Source organism: Paraburkholderia sp. CI3 (genome assembly GCF_050436505.1).
In the GTDB taxonomy this organism is placed as follows: domain Bacteria; phylum Pseudomonadota; class Gammaproteobacteria; order Burkholderiales; family Burkholderiaceae; genus Paraburkholderia; species Paraburkholderia tuberum.
Window position 1 is genome coordinate 2,933,662 of record NZ_JBNDMI010000004.1, and the last position, 17,882, is coordinate 2,951,543.

At 57.9% G+C, this 17,882-nt stretch carries 12 protein-coding genes; 7 read left to right on the forward strand and 5 right to left on the reverse strand.

Features of this window, described 5'->3' with window-relative positions; all coding sequences use genetic code 11:
* Positions 1-32: 32 nt before the first annotated feature.
* The 3 genes from OKW29_RS35085 to OKW29_RS35095 all read left to right on the forward strand — a co-directional run bounded on the left by OKW29_RS35085 (position 33) and on the right by OKW29_RS35095 (position 2,888).
* On the forward strand, positions 33-938 hold the full coding sequence (locus OKW29_RS35085) for an aldo/keto reductase (RefSeq protein ID WP_429294161.1): 906 nt from the start codon (positions 33-35) through the stop codon (positions 936-938).
* Entirely contained in the window at positions 931-1,941 is a 1,011-nt protein-coding gene (locus OKW29_RS35090) for an alpha/beta fold hydrolase (RefSeq protein ID WP_429294162.1), read from the forward strand. Before OKW29_RS35085 ends, OKW29_RS35090 begins: the two co-directional genes overlap by 8 nt.
* A gap of 65 nt (positions 1,942-2,006) precedes the next feature.
* Positions 2,007-2,888 carry an NmrA family NAD(P)-binding protein gene (locus OKW29_RS35095; protein ID WP_429294163.1) on the forward strand — a complete coding sequence of 294 codons (882 nt, stop codon included), beginning with the start codon at positions 2,007-2,009 and terminating at the stop codon, positions 2,886-2,888.
* A 519-nt stretch (positions 2,889-3,407) separates the two neighbouring features.
* Here OKW29_RS35095 and OKW29_RS35100 read toward each other — a convergent pair.
* The 4 genes from OKW29_RS35100 to OKW29_RS35115 form a co-directional block, all read right to left on the reverse strand.
* Complete coding sequence (locus OKW29_RS35100; protein WP_429294164.1) at positions 3,408-4,367, reverse strand: hypothetical protein; 960 nt, start codon at positions 4,365-4,367, stop codon at positions 3,408-3,410.
* A gap of 10 nt (positions 4,368-4,377) precedes the next feature.
* Positions 4,378-5,178 (reverse strand): hypothetical protein, encoded by an 801-nt coding sequence (locus OKW29_RS35105; protein ID WP_429294165.1) that lies wholly within the window; start codon positions 5,176-5,178, stop codon positions 4,378-4,380.
* A gap of 116 nt (positions 5,179-5,294) precedes the next feature.
* Positions 5,295-5,516 (reverse strand): type II toxin-antitoxin system HicB family antitoxin, encoded by a 222-nt coding sequence (locus OKW29_RS35110; RefSeq protein ID WP_429294166.1) that lies wholly within the window; start codon positions 5,514-5,516, stop codon positions 5,295-5,297.
* 207 nt (positions 5,517-5,723) lie between these two features.
* Complete coding sequence (locus OKW29_RS35115) at positions 5,724-6,815, reverse strand: hypothetical protein (RefSeq protein ID WP_429294167.1); 1,092 nt, start codon at positions 6,813-6,815, stop codon at positions 5,724-5,726.
* Positions 6,816-8,766: 1,951 nt separating this feature from the next.
* Between OKW29_RS35115 and OKW29_RS35120 the strand changes: the two genes are divergently transcribed.
* Positions 8,767-9,492, forward strand: a complete 726-nt coding sequence (locus OKW29_RS35120; RefSeq protein WP_429294168.1) for a hypothetical protein — start codon at positions 8,767-8,769, stop codon at positions 9,490-9,492.
* 10 nt (positions 9,493-9,502) lie between these two features.
* Entirely contained in the window at positions 9,503-10,720 is a 1,218-nt protein-coding gene (locus OKW29_RS35125; RefSeq protein ID WP_429294169.1) for an HNH endonuclease, read from the forward strand.
* Between the two features lie 270 nt (positions 10,721-10,990).
* Here OKW29_RS35125 and OKW29_RS35130 read toward each other — a convergent pair whose 3' ends face one another.
* Complete coding sequence (locus tag OKW29_RS35130; RefSeq protein WP_429294170.1) at positions 10,991-11,734, reverse strand: hypothetical protein; 744 nt, start codon at positions 11,732-11,734, stop codon at positions 10,991-10,993.
* Between the two features lie 327 nt (positions 11,735-12,061).
* Here OKW29_RS35130 and OKW29_RS35135 point away from each other — a divergent pair, with 327 nt between their 5' ends.
* Together OKW29_RS35135 and OKW29_RS35140 are read left to right on the forward strand one after the other, a co-directional pair.
* Entirely contained in the window at positions 12,062-12,787 is a 726-nt protein-coding gene (locus OKW29_RS35135; RefSeq protein WP_429294171.1) for a hypothetical protein, read from the forward strand.
* Between the two features lie 553 nt (positions 12,788-13,340).
* Positions 13,341-17,468, forward strand: a complete 4,128-nt coding sequence (locus OKW29_RS35140) for a HigA family addiction module antitoxin (protein ID WP_429294172.1) — start codon at positions 13,341-13,343, stop codon at positions 17,466-17,468.
* Positions 17,469-17,882 lie beyond the last annotated feature (414 nt).

Genomic DNA, 17,882 nt, shown 5'->3' on the forward strand with positions numbered 1-17,882 from the left:
GGAAACGATCTTCAATTGAAATGGAATCGACGATGGCGACATCTAAAGGCCCTGGGTACAAGTTGAACAATGGAATCGAGATGCCTGGCATCGGACTAGGGGTGTTTCGCAGTGGTCCGGAAGAAACCGTTGCTGCCGTGCAGTCGGCAGTCGCTAACGGATACCGGCTGATCGATACGGCTGCGGCCTACATGAACGAGCAGCAGGTGGGAGAGGGCATTCGTGCTTCTGGCGTCATTCGCGAAGACATTTTCGTTACGACCAAGGTGTGGATCACGGATTATGGGTACGACCAGACACTCCATGCCTTCGACAGAAGTCTGCGCAAGCTCGGACTCGATTATCTGGATCTGTATCTGACTCATTGGCCTGTCCCTTCCGCCTTTGATGAAACTGTCGCTTCCTACAGAGCCGCGATGAAGCTTCTGGCGGAGGGGCGCGTCCGGGCGATCGGGGTGTGCAACTTCAGCTCCGCTCACCTGCGCAATCTCATTGAGCAAACCGGACATATCCCGGCTGTGAATCAGATAGAAGTGCACCCGTTCTTCATTCAAAGTGAGCTTCGCGAAGCTGACGAAAAGCTGGGGATCATTACGCAGGCGTGGTCTCCCATAGGCGGTATCAAGCGTGACGGGGAGAAAGCCAGGGCGTCGGGGAAGGTGCACGATCCGCTCTCCCATCCGAGCGTGCTTCAACTCGCCACGAAGTACGGCAAGAGTCCCGCGCAGATCATCCTGCGCTGGCAGATCCAGCTAGGCACCTGTCCGATTCCGAAATCCGTGCGTCCGGAACGAATCGCCGAAAACATCGATATTTTCGACTTCACACTCGCGACCGACGAGGTCCAGGCAATCAGCGCGCTGGACACCGGAGAACGTGGCGGGCCGGACCCGGAACTTGTAAGTCCTCAAACCTTTCCGCTGACCATCCATGACTGAACTGAGCGCGCGCACCTTCACATCGCCACGTCACACGACACATTACTGGGAGTGCGGCCCGGTCGATGGGCCGCTTATGCTCTTCATTCATGGCTGGCCGGAAATTGGCCTGATGTGGCGCGCCCAGATCGAGGCATTTTCGGCCGAAGGCTGGCGCTGCGTCGCGCCAGACATGCGCGGCTACGGTGGCTCATCGAGGCCGACCGCTTCGCGGGCCTACACACTGAGCGAGATCGTTCAGGACATGGTCGAGCTTCACGATCATCTGGGAGGCAGGCCGGCAATCTGGCTTGGCCATGACTGGGGAAGCCCGGTGGTCGGGGCGCTGGCGGCACACCACAGCGACCGCAGTCGCGGCGTAGTGCTGATTTCAGTGCCTTATTTCCCCGAAGGTTTCGCGCTGCCAAACCTTTTGCCGCTGATTGATCGACAACTCTACCCGCTCCACATTCATCCCGACGGACAGTGGGACTACTACCGTTTTTACCTGCCCCACTTTGAACAGACGGTGAGCGACTTCGAGGCAGACATTCCAGCGGCGCTGGCTTCGCTCTATCGGCCGGGAAATCCTGCGTCCGCGGGCATGATCTCTCCGTCAGCTTTGATCACACATAACGGAGGCCGCTATGGCTCGGCTCATCGCGCCCCGGCCACGTCCCCTGACCCGACGATGTGGCCACCTGCTGACTTCGATGCTTTGGTCGAGTCGTTTCGCGGCAGTGGATTCCGCCCAGCCAATGCGTGGTACCTGAACGACGCGGTCAACATTGCGTACGCCTCGGCTGCACCTGACAACGGTCGTCTGCGCCAGCCCGTGCTGTTCCTGAACGGCGATTGGGATGCGATCTGCGACATTAACCGCGGCCGCCTCGGAGAACCGATGCACGCCAGTTGCGATGACCTTTCCGTCGCGAACCTTCCCGCTGGCCATTGGCTTCCACTCGAGCGCAAGATCGAGCTTGTCCAGTCGATCCGTTCGTGGCTCGAGGCGAAAGGGCTATAGGTCCGAGCCGTCGAGGATTTGCGGGAAGCCTGCCCACCAGCTCGAATCACTTTGGGAGATATTGCATGACTGATCGGACAATCTTTGTAGCCGGCGCGACAGGCGATACCGGCGGAGCCGCGACAGATGCGCTTCTGCATGCCGGTGAGCGGGTTCGGATACTGGTCCGTAAGGAGGACGACCGGTCCGAGCGACTGAAGGCGCGGGGTGTCGAGGTGGTCGTTGGAGACCTTTCTGATATCGACGACGTCTGCGGCGCGCTTGAAGGAATCTATTCAGCCTATTTTGTGTTTCCTATCGAGTCAGGCGGCGTCTCGGCCACCGCCTACTTTGCGCAGGCTGCGCGCGAGACGGGGATCAGCGCAATCGTCAACATGTCACAGATTTCCGCGCGCCGCGAGGCGAAGAGCCATGCCGCACGCGATCACTGGATTTCCGAGAGGATCTTTGACTGGTCCGGCACGCCGGTCACACACCTTCGCCCTACCTTCTTCGCGCAATGGCTGACCTATCCCGGACAGGTGGCAAGCATCAGGAAGGATGGCGTCCTGCAACTTCCTTTCGGTGAGGGGCGACATGCGCCTATTGCGGCGGAAGACCAGGGCCGCGTGATTGCCGCCATCCTCAGAGACCCCGCCCCACATGCCGGGAACGTCTATCAATTGTATGGCCCGGTAGAGATGAACCACCATGAGATTGCCGCGGAGATGAGCAGAGCGTTGGGGCGCGAAGTGACATATCGGCCGATCGACCTGGAACTGTTCAAGAAGCGCTTGGACAGCGACGCAAAGTTCAGTGACACGTTTTCCCAGCATCTGATGTCTGTCGCGGTCGATTACCAGAATGGCGTGTTTGCAGGCACGAATACGGTTGTAGAGGACCTCACTGGAGCGCCACCTATGACAGTCGAGGTTTTCATTCGACGGCACGCCAGTTTGTTTACCTAACTGGAAAGCTCGTGCCGTTTAACCCGAGCCGTCGAGATCCGGTCCGATCGACTGAAGTTCGACGAGCGGCACAGGTCGCGGTTTCACAATTGGCAGGTGGGAATCTGGTGTGAGCGGATGGTCCGCCGAGCATCAATCGCTGCTGGTCGACTGCCGGGAGTCGCGCAAGAAGCGGAGGGTCAATGCATGCGTCGCGATCGTCCGGAGTGGGTCGCGTGCCGCCGATCGCTGCCTTGTGAAGTTCGAATGATGTATGCCAATTGCATGAGGCAGTGATCGGCCGCGAAGAGACATTCATCATCGCCTTTTCGGCGAGTTCTGGCGGCCGTTCGTGGACCGCAAGCAACCATTCGACTCCCGCTCAAGTCGCACGTCGACGGGGGCGCCTCGAAGGCTGCCGGTCGTCGAAACGTAACAAGCCGCCAACATAGCCCCGCTCGCGCTTGTTCCGCCGATAGCGCGGGCTTATGAGGAGGCAACATCATGACCGGGCGAACGACGGCGCGCACAAAAGCGTGATCAGATAGAAAACGGGCATTTCGACAGATCGCGTGCGAAGTAATATTGGTAGCTACCTGCCTTGAGAGCGCTGTTTATCTCCGCCACGGTTTCTTCAAGAACATCTCCATCTGGGACGGCCCCTACGAGGGCCAATACCGGGGACAGCGGGATGAAAGTCTTGATTTTCAGCGTCGGGACGTCCGGCACAATGAACTCGCCGGATTGCGCATGAATGACTCCCCATCCGCTGAGCGCGGCGGCAAGATCGCGCGTGTAGCCACTTACACGCAGTCGCAGTTGCCCCCCGTTGATCTGCCGAGCAGGTATCTTTCCCCCTTTTCTCACGAACAGACGGTCCGTGCTCTCCAGATGCTCCTCGTGAGCCTTCGTAATGTCGTATCCCGGAACACCGAACAATTGAAGTTCCTGCGCAGCTAGGCCCCGGAAGTGCGTCCGCATGAACCAAAGCGCAAACATGGCATCGATCGCGGGCTTATGTTCCGGCGCTATCGTGTTGACCTGGCCTTCAATGATCGGTTGGACGACATCCTGAAACCTGTTCTCGATCTGCGTCATGGCCGCTTCGGTCTGCTGGTCCCATGCACGCCGCGCGCAAAACAGGATGTCCTGAGGCACAGCGGGGCGCTCCTTGACCCTGATCATGTCGAACACGGTCACGCGCCCGCTCTGGTCGACAAACCGCTGAATGCTGCGCACGGGAAAGACATGCTGCTTGAGCGTCAGCCGCTTGGGGTTCTCTGGCAGCGTTTTTTCAGGCTTGCTCCATTTCTCCGGCGCCGGCAGCGGTGGAAGCGGCTTCGATGCCTGCGCGAGCATCGCAGCCATTACCGCAGCTGCATAGTGGCCTGAGTCCGGATCGTCGTCATCAACAGCGACTCTGATTACCGCCATGTCTTCTTCTCCAGGGAGCGCAGCAAATTCCATTATGACGCGGCACAAAGAGCCGGTCTGGTTCAAGCGCCGAATGCTAAGTCGGACTGGTGAGCGTGCGAACCAGTATCTCTGCCCATTTGAGGGAATCGAACACGAGCGGCTTCAGAATCGGCTTCGTACCGTGTACGTCCCCCATCTTCGCGCGTAAGGTCTGCATCACGTAGGCGCCCTGGTTCAGAGCACCCTTCAGGTTTTGGGCAAATGGCTTCGTGTCCGCAACATCCCAACCGAGAGCGTCGAGCTGGCTCTCCGTCTCGACGATGATCCCGCGGGCTTTCAAAGCGCAGTTGCATCGCTCCTGGAATGACGCATCCTCGGGATCGCCGAGACCTGCCGCCTCATAAATGGATGACGTCGCGGCATCGACTGCGCCACAGGCAGCCGAGATTGTTCCGCTCAAATCGCCATCCCGAAAGCGCTGCGCCGCCTTCAACAGATCCGCGCGAGGCTCTTCGGGCAACTCGGCCAGATCGGCGGTGTCAAACAGGCTCACCGGAATGAGTGCGTTATCGACCCACTGCCAGCCCAACCTTCCGAGATATTCCTCAAGATCGACGCGAACTTCGGGTTTCTGCTTAACGATTTCTTCTGCGGCAATTGCCAGAAAACGCCGACGCCTGTCTTCGCCCATCTCGGCGTAGACCTGGTCGATGCCCGCCAGGAGTGCCCCCTTCGTAGGTCTCTTGCTGGTTCCGTCCGACATCAGCTTTTCGTCGATGTGCGCGATCCTCGTGGTGTCGAGTCCGGCCAGGCCGACGACCTGCTTGATATCGTGGAAGTACAAGGTGCCGAGACAGGCACGGATGGCTCCCCATGCGTCACTAAGTGTGGCCATTTGCTTTGCCCTCCCGATCTGTCAGGACTTCCCCGCGTGATACAAAACAACGCAATTCCTAGCGCGGGTCCGGCTCGGTGCATTGCTCCGGCGTGGGATGTTCTATTTTATCTACATCAATATCGAGCATCACCCAAACGCCATCTCGGAGCCGCTCGTCGTCCGGCACAGTCTTCCGGTTTCGACGGGAGCGGGAGTTCCCCGCCGATCCCCTCCATATGCAACTCGACTGCCTCCTGCGCCATCTGCTGCAACTCGGCCAGCGTGTCGGCATCCGAGAAGCGGCCGGGAAAATCCGGAAACATCGGGCCATAAGACGACCCTGGGTCATGGTGCATGTACGACTGTTACTTGGAAGCGGCCGTTGAGGGGGCTTTCGTCCAGCGGCCGAATCGGGTCGCCTACCGCCGGCAGGCCAGGCGCGAGTAGCCGTTGCATTTGGCTCCAACGCCAAGGGCCATAGGCGCATTGCGACGGCAGCCCCTAAAACAATTCAGCTATGCGCGGGAACGCGCTCATGAAAATCGGCACCGGCTGCCAACTTTTCAAGCAGCATCCTCAGACGGTTCAATGAGCCTAAGCTCCGCGCCGGGACGCCACTCCGGTGCGAGAGCAAGCATGGCCTCACACGCGCCTTTGCTTCGGTAGACTGGATAGTCCTTTCGAAGTCGCGTGAGGTTAAAGTACGCGTAGAGCCTGAATTCATCTGCATCGGGGCGCGTGTATACTCCGTAGCGCAGCCCATCGGTCACGATCAGACGATGGCATTCCGTCCGCGTCTTCGCGTATCCGAGCGCCTGGGACATGGCGGTAAGGCAAGAGTCCTCCATTTTTTTTGCCTCCACAACCGCACAGAGATTTTGGTCCCGGCGGGGCAGGCGCTCAAAAAGCGCTACGTCCACCCGATTCCATTCGACCGCCATCCGCTGGGGCGTCCATCCCAAAGCTCTCAGCAAGGGCACGACCAGATATGCCACGGTCTCATGCTCCGAGGGTTTTTTGGTCCGCTTGTACCATTGTGCAATCCGAGTGAGTTCACCGATTTCGCCCATCAAGCTTGTGATCGACGCGCTGGCAACGCCGTGATCGAACAAATAAGTGGAAATCGCCGACAGAGGAATCGTCCTCTCGCTTTGCCGTGGCAATTCAGGCAGTAGTTCATTCCCGATTCCCGCCAAAGGGGCAAGCGTCTCAAGCCAGTCCGTCACAGCTCCTTTGTCGAGCAACTGCGTTGCATCGCCCTGTTTCATCGCATACGCGTCAAAGCGCTTCGGTCCCGCCTCTGCCTTCCAGAGCCATTTCACGCGGCGAACGTGCTGTAGATCCCATCCGTCGATATCCCCGAACTCATCGTGCCACTCGTACGAGCCGACGACTTCGCCCACGCCGTGTACCTCGTTCGTGCCAATACGGAGTACGACGACATCACCCGAGCGCATTGTGCTGCTGAATCTTTTCAGGTCGGTGACCTTCCTCGCTGACCAGCCATCAGCCCGCAATTTCTCGGCAGCATCCGGTAGCGGGCCCGCATATCCTGGGCCGTTCAGAATGACGCCCCATTCCAGACATATGTTGACGTAGCTCCGACCTGGTTCTCCCCCGGCGTGCTGCCAGATTTGCTTTCCCTCGAAATTCATAAAGTCCCCGTATTGCGGCATGGTTGGGCAGCAATGGCTGCCTGACTTGGAATTTTCGGATTCGCTATATTCCCTATGCAGCGAGGGTCTTGATGTTCCCGATTAGGTTACCCGGATCCGCTCATGACCGACGCGGCCTTATGCGCGTAGCCGATTGAGGTTGGTCGCCGTTGCAGTTGGACCCGCGACCGTTTCGCCACAGCGCCGTGGCGTTATGCAACAGCCAACGCCACTCGGCCCGACCCGGTTCCGAGTATGGCGCGACGGTTTAGCCAAACGCAACGGCTACTTCCGCGCGGTGTGACGGCGGAAGGCGATCATTAGTCTCGGCGCTACATCAACGGCATGGTGTCGGGCGCTCCCAAGATATCCGCCATCAGCACTTCTGAACTGCTGTGGTTAAGCATTCCACGGTCGCGAAATGAACCAGGGGAAAAACGCCATTCAGAGCGAGGCCGACCAGCGCAAAGCGATCGCCTGATACTCGCATGTATACCGGGCCACCGCTCATGCCATCCAAGTCCCACTCGGGCGTACCGTCGACGATTCTCATCGACCGCGTGTGCGGATAAGGACCAGGGCCGATGTGCCTTCCGATTAGCTCGACGCCCTGCGCTACCACGTGGAGCCTGTCGTAATCAATGTGCCCCTCTGTCCCTCGCGCTGGGTGACCTAACATCCGCAACATGGGCTCTTCCGAGTTCGAGGCGAAAAGCTGTAAGGTTCTCTCAAACCACTCCCCAAGAGGCGGCAAGGTTACACACCGCGACAAAAGTTGAGTTGTGACTCCGGGACGATGATCGAATACCTCTAGCGCAACAAGGTCAAGGTCTCCCCGATGCCCTCCTAGAAAATCTCCCGTATTGTTATTGACGACAGCTCGCCCGACGCTTCTGAACTGGACATAGTCGTCGGCAACCAATGTTTTAGGCGTCCTCGGCGGGACGATGGGTATCATCAGCCGCCCTGCGACTTCCGAAAGGTCGTCTCCGATTTTTCCCAGGCAGTGTCTCGCAGTGACAAGAAAAACTCGGCCAAGAAACTGGACGAAAAAACCGCTTCCATGTGTCCCGGGAAACTCAGGGGCCGCGTCGCTATAAGACATAAGCTGGACGGTGCAGTCGGGCCAAGTCGAGTGTGCAAAAGAGACAGGAAACATCATCAAACCAAAAAAAGGGTAGCCGGCTAGTAAACCGCTAGTTTATTCTAACGGCCAATATTCGCGAATTATCAGTCACTGCTACATACGTTTCCGGTGCGCGCATGGATAAGCGTCGACGCTGTGTGAAGACCCGCAGTTTTCGTGTCAGAGACCGCTATTGCCATAGAAGCAATGTTCGCAACAGGTATCCGAATGACCGCTTTCAGGGGCCAAGTGACGTCTCACTGCCCGAGCATCGGCGCGGCCGAATGACGCTTCATGGCCAATACTGTTGAAAAAGTCGCTGACCTTCTCTCTCGAGAGGTTTTCAGGGGTCTCCTTACCCTTGACCGGCGAGCGCGAGCGGCCTGTAGGCCGATCTGAGAGGTCGATTTTCTCGCGGGAGAACTGAAAAAGCCACGCAGCGACTTTTTCAACAGTATCGGCCGCTCACTGCCTCACGCAAACAGCATGTTGTCCCCGAACGTCGTGAAGTGGTGATCGGCAGCACGCGGCCCGTTGCCGCGAGCCATGGTTCTTGGTTCCAACGTCAAGTTCGCGATGCGGACATTCAGTCGACTACCCAGCGGGCGATTGATCGGCAGTCGCAAGTGACGGACATCTCGCCAAAATCGTTCCTCCGAAAAACGACAGAAAATCGAGAGAACTAATAGGTCAACTTCGTTCCTTTCAATCGCGAAGCACCTGCCGCCGCGTATGGTCCACGTGGAACTGGGTAATATCTTTCAAAACTTCCTGCGTTCGTTTAATCTTCTGTCGCCAGAATGAGTCAAACGGACGAAACGCAACATGCACGAGTATCTGGTGCGCCACAGCGCACTTTCCTATCTTAATCAGTGGTATGTCACCGATCGCAAGTACCTGGACCTGCTGGCGTCGTCCGACGTAGCCGCGACTCCTGGCGCTCGCATACAACTGCTGAGCGCAAAGTACATGGTCGCCCGAAACTTTGTCCTGCCTGACCTACCCCCGAACGATGCAGACGTGGAGATAGAACGACTGTGGGATGAGGTGGCGTTGGCTGTGACGGACGCTGCGGCTGACAACGCTTGTGACGCAAGCAGCGTTGTCGTTCGGCTGGCCAACGGACTAGGTGCAATCTTTCCGGACACCCGTGACCGGGCAGCACCGAATCTGCTGAGCGCCGCCACTAAGTTCCTCTGGTTTAGTGGACGGCACGACATCCGCATTTACGACAAGCGCGCGATTATCGCCTTGAATGCCTGGCGAAAGGAGCAACCCCGGGCCGAGGGCAAGCGAGGCTGGCGGGTCAATGGGTCATACGCTGACTTTGCGGGAGCGTGGAGTGATATGTATGCGGTGCACCAACCATCCGTGCGTTTGGCTATCGCCAGCTTGAACGAAGCAATCGGCTGGTCGCTGGTTCCCGATGGGCAGCCCAGAGACATAGCGCGAGCCATCTTCCAGGAGCAGTGGTTCCACGATAGGGTGTTCGACAAATATCTGTGGACGATAGGTGTAGAAGACGAGAGTCGCGTCGGCGCGTTTGTGTGACAGATCCTCGTTGCCGCAGATTTCGGAAAGTTACCTGAATGCGCTGCTCGGGCCGTTCGATGATTTGCTTCTCGAAGGCGATTCCACTTATACAGCTTATACAAGCCGCGCGCTATCTACTGGAGAAGACGAATTGTCGGGACAACTATTTCTCGTAAAGGACGAGGTGGGTTCGCGACTGGATGCGCGATTCTCGGTGGAGCAGGCGGACCTGATCCTGCACAGTCGGGGCGGAGCGAAGGGTCATCCTGGATCGGTGAATGCGGACTACACAAAGGCATTGCTCTTGCTTATGAACCGGCTCTCGTTTGCTGCGGTCCCTGTCCTGGGCGCATGGGTTGATAGCACAACCGTCCAGTCGATGCCACTTAGTATGCGCGCGATTTTGAGTGAAGCCGAAGGCAGCCTGGACCCTGAAACGATCTGCGGTCTGCTGAGCAGTCGCATGAAAGACGTTCGCAGCGACCCAAGTTCGAACGCGAGGGGCGGCAATTCCACGAAGCGTATCAGAATAGCGACTGCCTTTGATGGTACCAGTGATGAGTTGGCTGCGCTTCTCGGAGGTGTGGAGACGCAGGTGGATATGCGAAGCTCTGGACGTCTCCCCGCCGACGTTCTACGTCGCGCGACGCCCGACTTCATCTGGCGCGCGGTGCAGAAATTGGTCGAAGAAGAAGTGGAGCATTCCTTCGGCCCGTCAATAGACTATGACCTAATCGCTGACGACGGTCGCCGCCTTCCTCCAAAAGCTGTTTTTGGACTTGCTCTTTCGATGGCGCTTGATGGCGAATCTGTCGTTCCGGGGAATTTCACTGCTGGTGGGCTGTGCTTTACCCTGTTGCGAGATGCTGGCTATCAGATCGTACGCAAAGGCGAAGCCTTCGAGCCTCCCGACAGAGAAATCGACACCGATCGTGAGTGGCGGGAAGGTGACGTCAAGCTCAAATCGCATCTAAGGCGTGAAAGGGCGCCGGGACTCGCGAGTGCAAAAAGGGCGCAGTATCGGCGAATGCACGGACTACTCTCGTGTGAGCGGTGCAGCCTTGATCCGGTAAAGCAGTATGGGCAGGAAGAGGGCGAGGCATGCATCGAAGTTCATCACGCCTCCACACACGTGAGCGAGATGGGAGAGGGCCACAAGACGACGCTCGATGATCTGCAGTGTCTCTGTGCAAATTGCCACCGGGTAGTTCACAAGCTGCTGCGGAACCAGAGCCGAAAGACCTGAGATTGCTATTCTCCTGCTCTTCTGTGGTGACCCGACGCTTACTCTCGCGGCAGCGGACCGGAAGGGGAACCTTGTCAGTTCAAGCAGGCATTGCGAGCCCTATCTCAATAGGAACTTCAATGCCCGGCGTTTTCCTTGTTGGACGAGGGCGGCGGTGAAACGATGTCAGGGCTGGGAACGGTCGCCCGTGAGCGCACGCAGATCTCCGGATCCTCAATGCAGCAGCGATCGGCTACTCACAGCATCACAGCAACGTTAGCCGTCACCCAGTTAGGACTTCGGTGCGGCGTAAACGCCGTAACGTCCAATCGAAGCTTGGTGCCGAAATGACTTCATTAGGCTGGTGGCGGGTAGCGCAGCCAATACGTCCTCAACAACGTTTGATGTCGTGAGCAGACACCAATCGATGAACGGCTTCTTCAGCTTGTTCAACCAACTTTCGTGCACTTGCACGCGATCAATCAAATTTTCAGCCTCGAGTCGTCGTACCAACGCACTGTGACCAGCGACGTTGCCGCTCGTCTTGCTTCCCTTCAGTCGCTGCGAGAGGCGCTCGCCTTTGGGATGAACGATCTCGTTCCGGACCGCAACCAAAAAATCAAAATCCTTAAGGTCGTGCGTCGTTGCCGTGCCCTCTTTGTTGTTGGGCAACAAGCCAAGAATTTTATGAATCTTGAGGGCGACAGATTTCTTATCGGACTCGAGATCATCGAGCGTTTCAAGAAGCTTAGCTTCCGATTCCGTTAGCTCATGCCCGAATGCAGAGCTGCACCACACATGCTGTTTGTCAAACAGTCGAGCTGGCGAAGCTGAATCGGATTTCGGGTGGAACTCCTTTGCGTGATCGTCGAGCCAGCCTAACCAGGTCGCAAGGTCGTGCGTGAGCGCTTCGACTGACGCGACCGCCAGAACGGCAGTTGTAAGGCCGTCGTGAGAACGCAATGCGCGGTCGTAAAGATTCGGTGAGTGGTTCACCAAATGAATCCGCTGGTCTTTTGCAATTGACAACTTCATACCTGGATTTGGGTGGCTACGAACTATGTTTCCCTCGATAGTAACCGATTCCCAAATCCAACTTTGGCACCCCTACGAGGGAACCCGATTGCAATCAGCAACCAGTGCGGCGTCACCAGCCGCCGCGCGGCGAGATGCGTGGCTCGACGAATTCCGCGCAGTGGCGGCAGCGCGAGCAGCACTCGCAAGCTGCGAATGCATCAAGGAATAGACGGTCGTGCCGATAACCCAAGGGAAATAGCTTTTCCCGCTCTTTGCATTCTTGTCGTGTACGGAATTGGCTGGGCGCGAACTGATCAGATAGACATCAACCGGACGAGATTCGAATTGGAAATCGACTATAAAGAGCAAAAAAGTGAACATGGGGCAACGGACATCCCGATCCACGTCAAATCTATTAGGGAGCGGGAATACGAAATTGGGATGGTCGGAACTCCCACACAATTCATGAAAACCGGCTGGCTATCGAGCTGCATCGCCTTCTATGGTTCGAAGGGAGGCGAGAACGGGCGCGCATTTCTGTGTCATCTGGACTGGCACCCTAGAGGGATGGATTGCATGATACGTGAACTGAAGGCGTCTAACCGAAACGACCTAGGCGGGTTCGAGGTGTATGTCACCAGCGGTCTAGGCTGGATTGGAAGAGTCCTGTGGGCTTGCTTTTACTCTGTAGTGGTCGGTATCGCTGCGCACAGCGTCTGGCATAACGTCTTCATTACTGCCTTTGCGACCGCCCTAATCGGCCTCATCTCCGCTTCCTACTACTTCGGACCCTTGTGGCGAGGCTATCGAATAATCTGTAGTCATTTCGGCAAAGGTCCGAAAGTGAAATTTCTTCGGGGCTGCGTATTCAAAAGGGTTGAAATTACGGTCGATGCTTCGAAGTCCGTACAGGAAGATCCGAGGATTGAAACCGAAGCCTCAAGCAAAACGAAGCTGATATACAAGCCCAGGAAAGGTCACTGGTTTTATATGCCCATCGAACGTACCTCCGTCGCAGAGGCAACTGAGGCTAAACGCAGCCAGTCGCGAAAGACAACGGGTATCGGTTGAATCCGCAGAGTGCAACGGCCCTCCGGACGACTGAGCAACGCATCGAACGAAGGTCCGCTGTTGGCCCGGCTACTGCCGGTTGATTCGAGCGTAGCCGTTGCATTTGGCTAAACGCTCATGCAACGTTCGGAATTGGAGGCAGTGGTGTGTCGCTGATTGTTGCATAACGGCATGACGCCGTCGCGAAATGGTGGTCGATCCTATTGCAACAGCCGGCCAACCGAAACGGACCAACCGCGCGTCCGGCAAAGTTCGGCCATCTCCCGCCATTCGCTCGCGCTCACGGCCAAACGTTCGGCGTCGGTTTTGATCCAAACAACGGATCTCCGCGCCCGATTCCAGTGGATATGTAATTTCTGCTCGGTCCGAGCATCAATCCCGCATCGGCTCAAGCGACCGCTCCCAAGAACAGTCACCCGTACCTGCGTCTGGTCGGTCGTCACAGCTGGACAACACTCATCGGATAAAATTGTATCGTGTAGCGCTACACGATACAATATCCTCGGGCGGTTACCCTGTGGCGATTTGCCTGCTCACATTACTTGAGGATCTCATGGTTCAGTCTACCGATGTCCCGCACCCGGGAGCGCGTATCAAGGTCGAGATCATCCCGCAGGGGATGTCGGTCACCAAAGCCGCCCAGCTCATGGGAGTAGGCCGCCCTGCCTTGTCGAACTTGCTCAACGGTAACGCCGCTTTGTCCGCCGAGATGGCCGCACGCCTAGAGAAGGCGTTTAACTACCCGCTCAAGGACCTGATGGAAATGCAGGCGCAGTACGATGCGGCGCAGGCCAAGCAGAAGGATGCGCCCGCTGACATCAAGGCGTATGTGCCGCCCTTCCTGAAAATTAAAGCCAACGATATTGAAGGCTGGGTCTCGCATAACATCCCGGCGCGCACCCGTCTGGCGGTTTTCTTGCGCACTCTGGTGCACTCGACTGGCGATGGGCTTACCAAAGTGGACTTTCCCGGTAACGACGATGCAGAGCGCCCGGGATGGGACGGGTTCGTAGAGGCAAACGAAGGAGCGCCTTGGGTGCCTGCCGGGCGTTCCGGCTGGGAGTTTGGTACCAACGAGGACCCCAAGACGAAGGCGGAAGGCGACTTCGAAAAGAGCGTGAGGGCTCTTGATAACAAGGAGCGCGCGGAGACGACGTTTGTGTTCGTCACGCCGCGCCGGTGGGCCGGGAAGGCCGCGTGGGTTACGGCCAAGAAGGCGAAGGGACTTTGGAAGGATGTTCGAGCTTACGACGCGAGCGATCTTGAGCAATGGGTCGAACAGTCGCTGCCAGCGCAAGCGTGGTTCGCCAACGAAACGCACATCCCCGCGCAGCACGTTCGTTCGCTCGACAAATGCTGGGCAGACTGGGCCGGCATCTGCACCCCGCCGTTGACCGGTGCTCTGTTTAACTCCGCCATCGAGGCGACCAAGCGCACCATGCTCGCTCGCCTATCCAAACCGTCAGACGGGCCGATTCTGATTGCAGCGGACTCGACTGACGAGGCGCTTGCCTTCCTCGCCCAGTTGCTTAGCGAGCGTGGGGGCAACGATCTGGCGTCATATCGCGACCGCGTTCTGGTATTCGATAAGCCTGGCGTCTTGCCGCGTCTGGCAGCGGGCGCGCAGACCTTCATTCCGGTCGCGTTCACGCGGGAAGTCGAGCGCGAACTCGCTCCCTCTGCGAATTCGTTGCACTCCTTCGTCATCTACCCTCGCAACGCAGCGACCACAACGCCTGACATCGTTCTTGAGCCGGCTAACTACGAAACCTTCAACAAGGCGCTCGAAGAGACGGGCAAGAACCGTGACGAAATCTCGCGACTTGCGAGCGTCTCGGGCCGATCTCTCACCGTCTTGCGTCGTCAGCTTTCGACGGTCCCCGCAGTTCGAACGCCGCAATGGGCGGAAGACCGCCAGACGGCGGCAAGCCTCGTGCCGTTCCTGTTCGTGGGTGCATGGAACAGCCAGAATGAGACCGACAAGATCGGACTTTCACTTTTAGCCGGCGACCGTTCCTATGACGATCTTGAGAAGGATTGCCAAAGCCTTGCTCAATTGAACGACGCGCCGATCTGGTCGGTCGGAACCTATAGGGGCGCGATTTCGAAGATTGACCTGCTTTACGCTATCGCTGGCGCAATAACGCAGGCCGACCTGAATCGCTATTTCGCGGTAGCACGCATGGTACTCGGCGAAGACGATCCAGCGCTCGATCTGGACGAGGATCAGCGCTGGGCCGCTTCGATCCACGGCAAGACGCGCGAGTTTTCCGGTTTTTTCCGGGAAGGCATTTCGGAAACGCTGGTCTTATTGGCCGTCCACGGCGGGGAACTGTTCAAGAGTCGCCTCGGCGTCGATACCGAAATTGAGGCGATACGCGTTGTGCGTGAGTTACTTCCGAAGCCATTGACCACGCGGATTCTGGAGGCCAACGACCGTGACCTTCCCACCTATGCGGAAGCTGCTCCCGATGAATTCCTCTCGATCCTGGAGCGCGACCTCAAGTCCGAAAATCCCGCTGTTCTCGGACTCCTGCGTCCGGTGGACCCTGGCGTGTTCGGACGCAGTCCGAGCCGAACCGGATTGCTTTGGGCGTTGGAGGGTCTTTCCTGGAATCCTGTGACGTTGCCTCGCGCTGCTTCCATCCTCGCCCGGCTCGCGCAGGTAGAGATCAACGACAACTGGGTCAACAAGCCGACGAACTCGCTGGAGTCTATCTTCCGCGCCTGGATGCCGCAGACGGCCGCGAATCACGAGCAGCGGGTCGCCCTGATGAAGAAACTGGCCGAGAGGTTTCCAAACGTTGCATGGAAGATCTGCGTCGCGCAGTTCGGCACGCATCATCAAGTCGGCCATCACAGCCACAAGCCGCGCTGGCGTCCTGACGGCTACGGTTTCGGCGAACCGTTTCTAACGTGGGGGCCTACCATCGAATTCATGCGCGAGATGGTCGAGATGGCTTTGACCTGGCAGAACCATTCGCTTGGGATGTTGTGCGATCTGGTTGAGCGTCTGTACGATCTGACCGAGGCCGACCAAAATCGTGTGTGGGCGCTGGTCGAAGACTGGGCGAAGAACAAGGCGAGCGATGCCGATAAAGCGGCGATGCGCGAGAAAATCCGCATCTCGACAATGTCGCAACGTGCAGCAATGCGCGCAAAGAAGAGTGCAAAATCAACCGGCTTGGCAACTGCGGGCATGGCTGCATACGCTGCGCTCGAACCGAGCGACCTTCTGAACAAGCATGCCTGGTTATTCCGCGACGGGTGGGTCGAGACGTCCGCCGACGAGAATGAAGACATCGAAAAAATCGACTTCAGTAAGCGCGAGGAGCGCATCACGAGCCTGAGGATCGAGGCGTTGCGCGAAATCGTCGCGCAACGTGGTCTCGCCGGGATCTTGCAGCTTGCCGAACGCATGAAAGCTTCATGGGTGATCGGCGGCCTCGCGGCCAGCGCCGTGCTGTCTGAACAAGAACTCCAGGAACTGTTACGGCTCGCGCTCGCGCCAATCCTCGCCGGCAAGGAAGAGATTCACTCACACAAGAACCTCATCTGCGGCGCGGTGCGCGCTCTGGTCGATGACGACATACGCGAAGCGGTTCTCAAAGGCGTCGCAGCTGGCCTCTCCGCAGAGGACGTGGTGCAGCTGTTTGTCCTCGCGCCGTTCGGCAGAAGCACCTGGAAGCTGGTCGATACCCTCAGCGAGGCGGCCCAGGCCAAGTATTGGCGCGAAGTCACCCCAGACTGGGTTCTCGGCGCGGATGCCGAAAACAACGAAGCGGTCGAAAGGTTGTTGAAGGTAGAACGACCCCGCGCGGCGTTCTCTTGCACTAAGTTCAAGCCAGCCAAACTCGACGCGCAGGTCCTTTTCCGCCTGTTGTCGGCGATGGCACGGGGGGGTAACGATCGGCCCGGCGATTACATGCTCGAACATTACTATGTTGAAGAGGCTTTCAAGCACCTTAACAGCAGTCCGGCGCTAACTCTCGACGAAAAGGCTGGTCTGGAATTCGCCTACATTGAGGCACTAGCCCGCCCTTGGGATCGCCAGGGCTCCTATGGAATCCCGAACCTCGAGCGTTACGTCGGGGCACACCCCGAGCTTTTCATCCAAGCAATAACTTGGATCTACAAGCGCGAGGACGGTGCGTCCGACCCTGCTGAATTTCAGGTCCCGCCCGATCGCATCACGGAGATGGCCGAGCGGGGTTACAAACTGTTGGAGGCCATCCATCGAATCCCCGGCCATAACGACCTCGGCGAACTCGAGGCGGATGGTCTGGCGAAGTGGATCTCGACCGTTCGACAATCCTGCGCCGAGTTGGGCCGTTCCGAAATTGCCGACCACTGTATTGGCAAGCTACTGTCCAGCGCTCCGGTTGGCAACGATGGCGGGTGGCCGTGTGAGCCGGTACGGGACGTGATGGAAGATGTCCAGTCAGAGCCCCTAATGAGCGGGGCACGTACCGGTGTATACAATTCGCGTGGGGCACATTGGCGCGGCGAAGGTGGTGACCAGGAACGTGCGCTCGCGGAAAAGTACCGCAAATGGGGCCAAATGCTTCAGGTGTCGCACCCGTTCGTTGCCTCAAAGCTTCTTGAGCGCTTGGCCGACAACTACGACCGCGACGCGAGCAGCGAAGACACCGAGGCAGGCATTAGACGGCGACTGAGTTAAATATTTGTCTAGCATCATGCTCCCGGTGGGGATATTCCAATCAGAACGATACCGCTTGCGGTTACCGCTTTCGTGCGCAGTATCGAGCGCCGAAAGACGTGCCGCGTGCGCAATCGATCGATTTAGTGCAGTCGCCTACCGAACATTCGCCGTAAGGAAGGGCACCACAAGAGCCTTCGATCGCGTATAAATAAATGCGGCGTATGACAAGTCGCCGTCTACGTGGTCTCGGCCGGCAAATGCCACCATGCGGGCAGCGGTGTCTGGCAGGGCAGCCGACTCGGCCACTCAAATTTCATCGGTATTGAAGCGGAAAACACGGGCCTGCCTGACGACTCGCCTTGGCCAAAAGTCCAAGTGGAGAGCTATCAAAGGGGTGCTGCAGCTAGCGGACCGGACCAAGCTGCGCTCACC

Excerpts from the sequence above, each read along its gene's own strand:
- OKW29_RS35110 (WP_429294166.1), bottom strand. The coding sequence starts at position 5,516 with ATGCACCATGACCCAGGGTCGTCTTATGGCCCGATGTTTCCGGATTTT.
- OKW29_RS35095 (WP_429294163.1), top strand. The coding sequence starts at position 2,007 with ATGACTGATCGGACAATCTTTGTAGCCGGCGCGACAGGCGATACCGGC.
- OKW29_RS35130 (WP_429294170.1), bottom strand. The coding sequence starts at position 11,734 with ATGAAGTTGTCAATTGCAAAAGACCAGCGGATTCATTTGGTGAACCAC.
- OKW29_RS35115 (WP_429294167.1), bottom strand. The coding sequence starts at position 6,815 with ATGAATTTCGAGGGAAAGCAAATCTGGCAGCACGCCGGGGGAGAACCA.
- OKW29_RS35105 (WP_429294165.1), bottom strand. The coding sequence starts at position 5,178 with ATGGCCACACTTAGTGACGCATGGGGAGCCATCCGTGCCTGTCTCGGC.
- OKW29_RS35085 (WP_429294161.1), top strand. The coding sequence starts at position 33 with ATGGCGACATCTAAAGGCCCTGGGTACAAGTTGAACAATGGAATCGAG.
- OKW29_RS35140 (WP_429294172.1), top strand. The coding sequence starts at position 13,341 with ATGGTTCAGTCTACCGATGTCCCGCACCCGGGAGCGCGTATCAAGGTC.
- OKW29_RS35090 (WP_429294162.1), top strand. The coding sequence starts at position 931 with ATGACTGAACTGAGCGCGCGCACCTTCACATCGCCACGTCACACGACA.
- OKW29_RS35120 (WP_429294168.1), top strand. The coding sequence starts at position 8,767 with ATGCACGAGTATCTGGTGCGCCACAGCGCACTTTCCTATCTTAATCAG.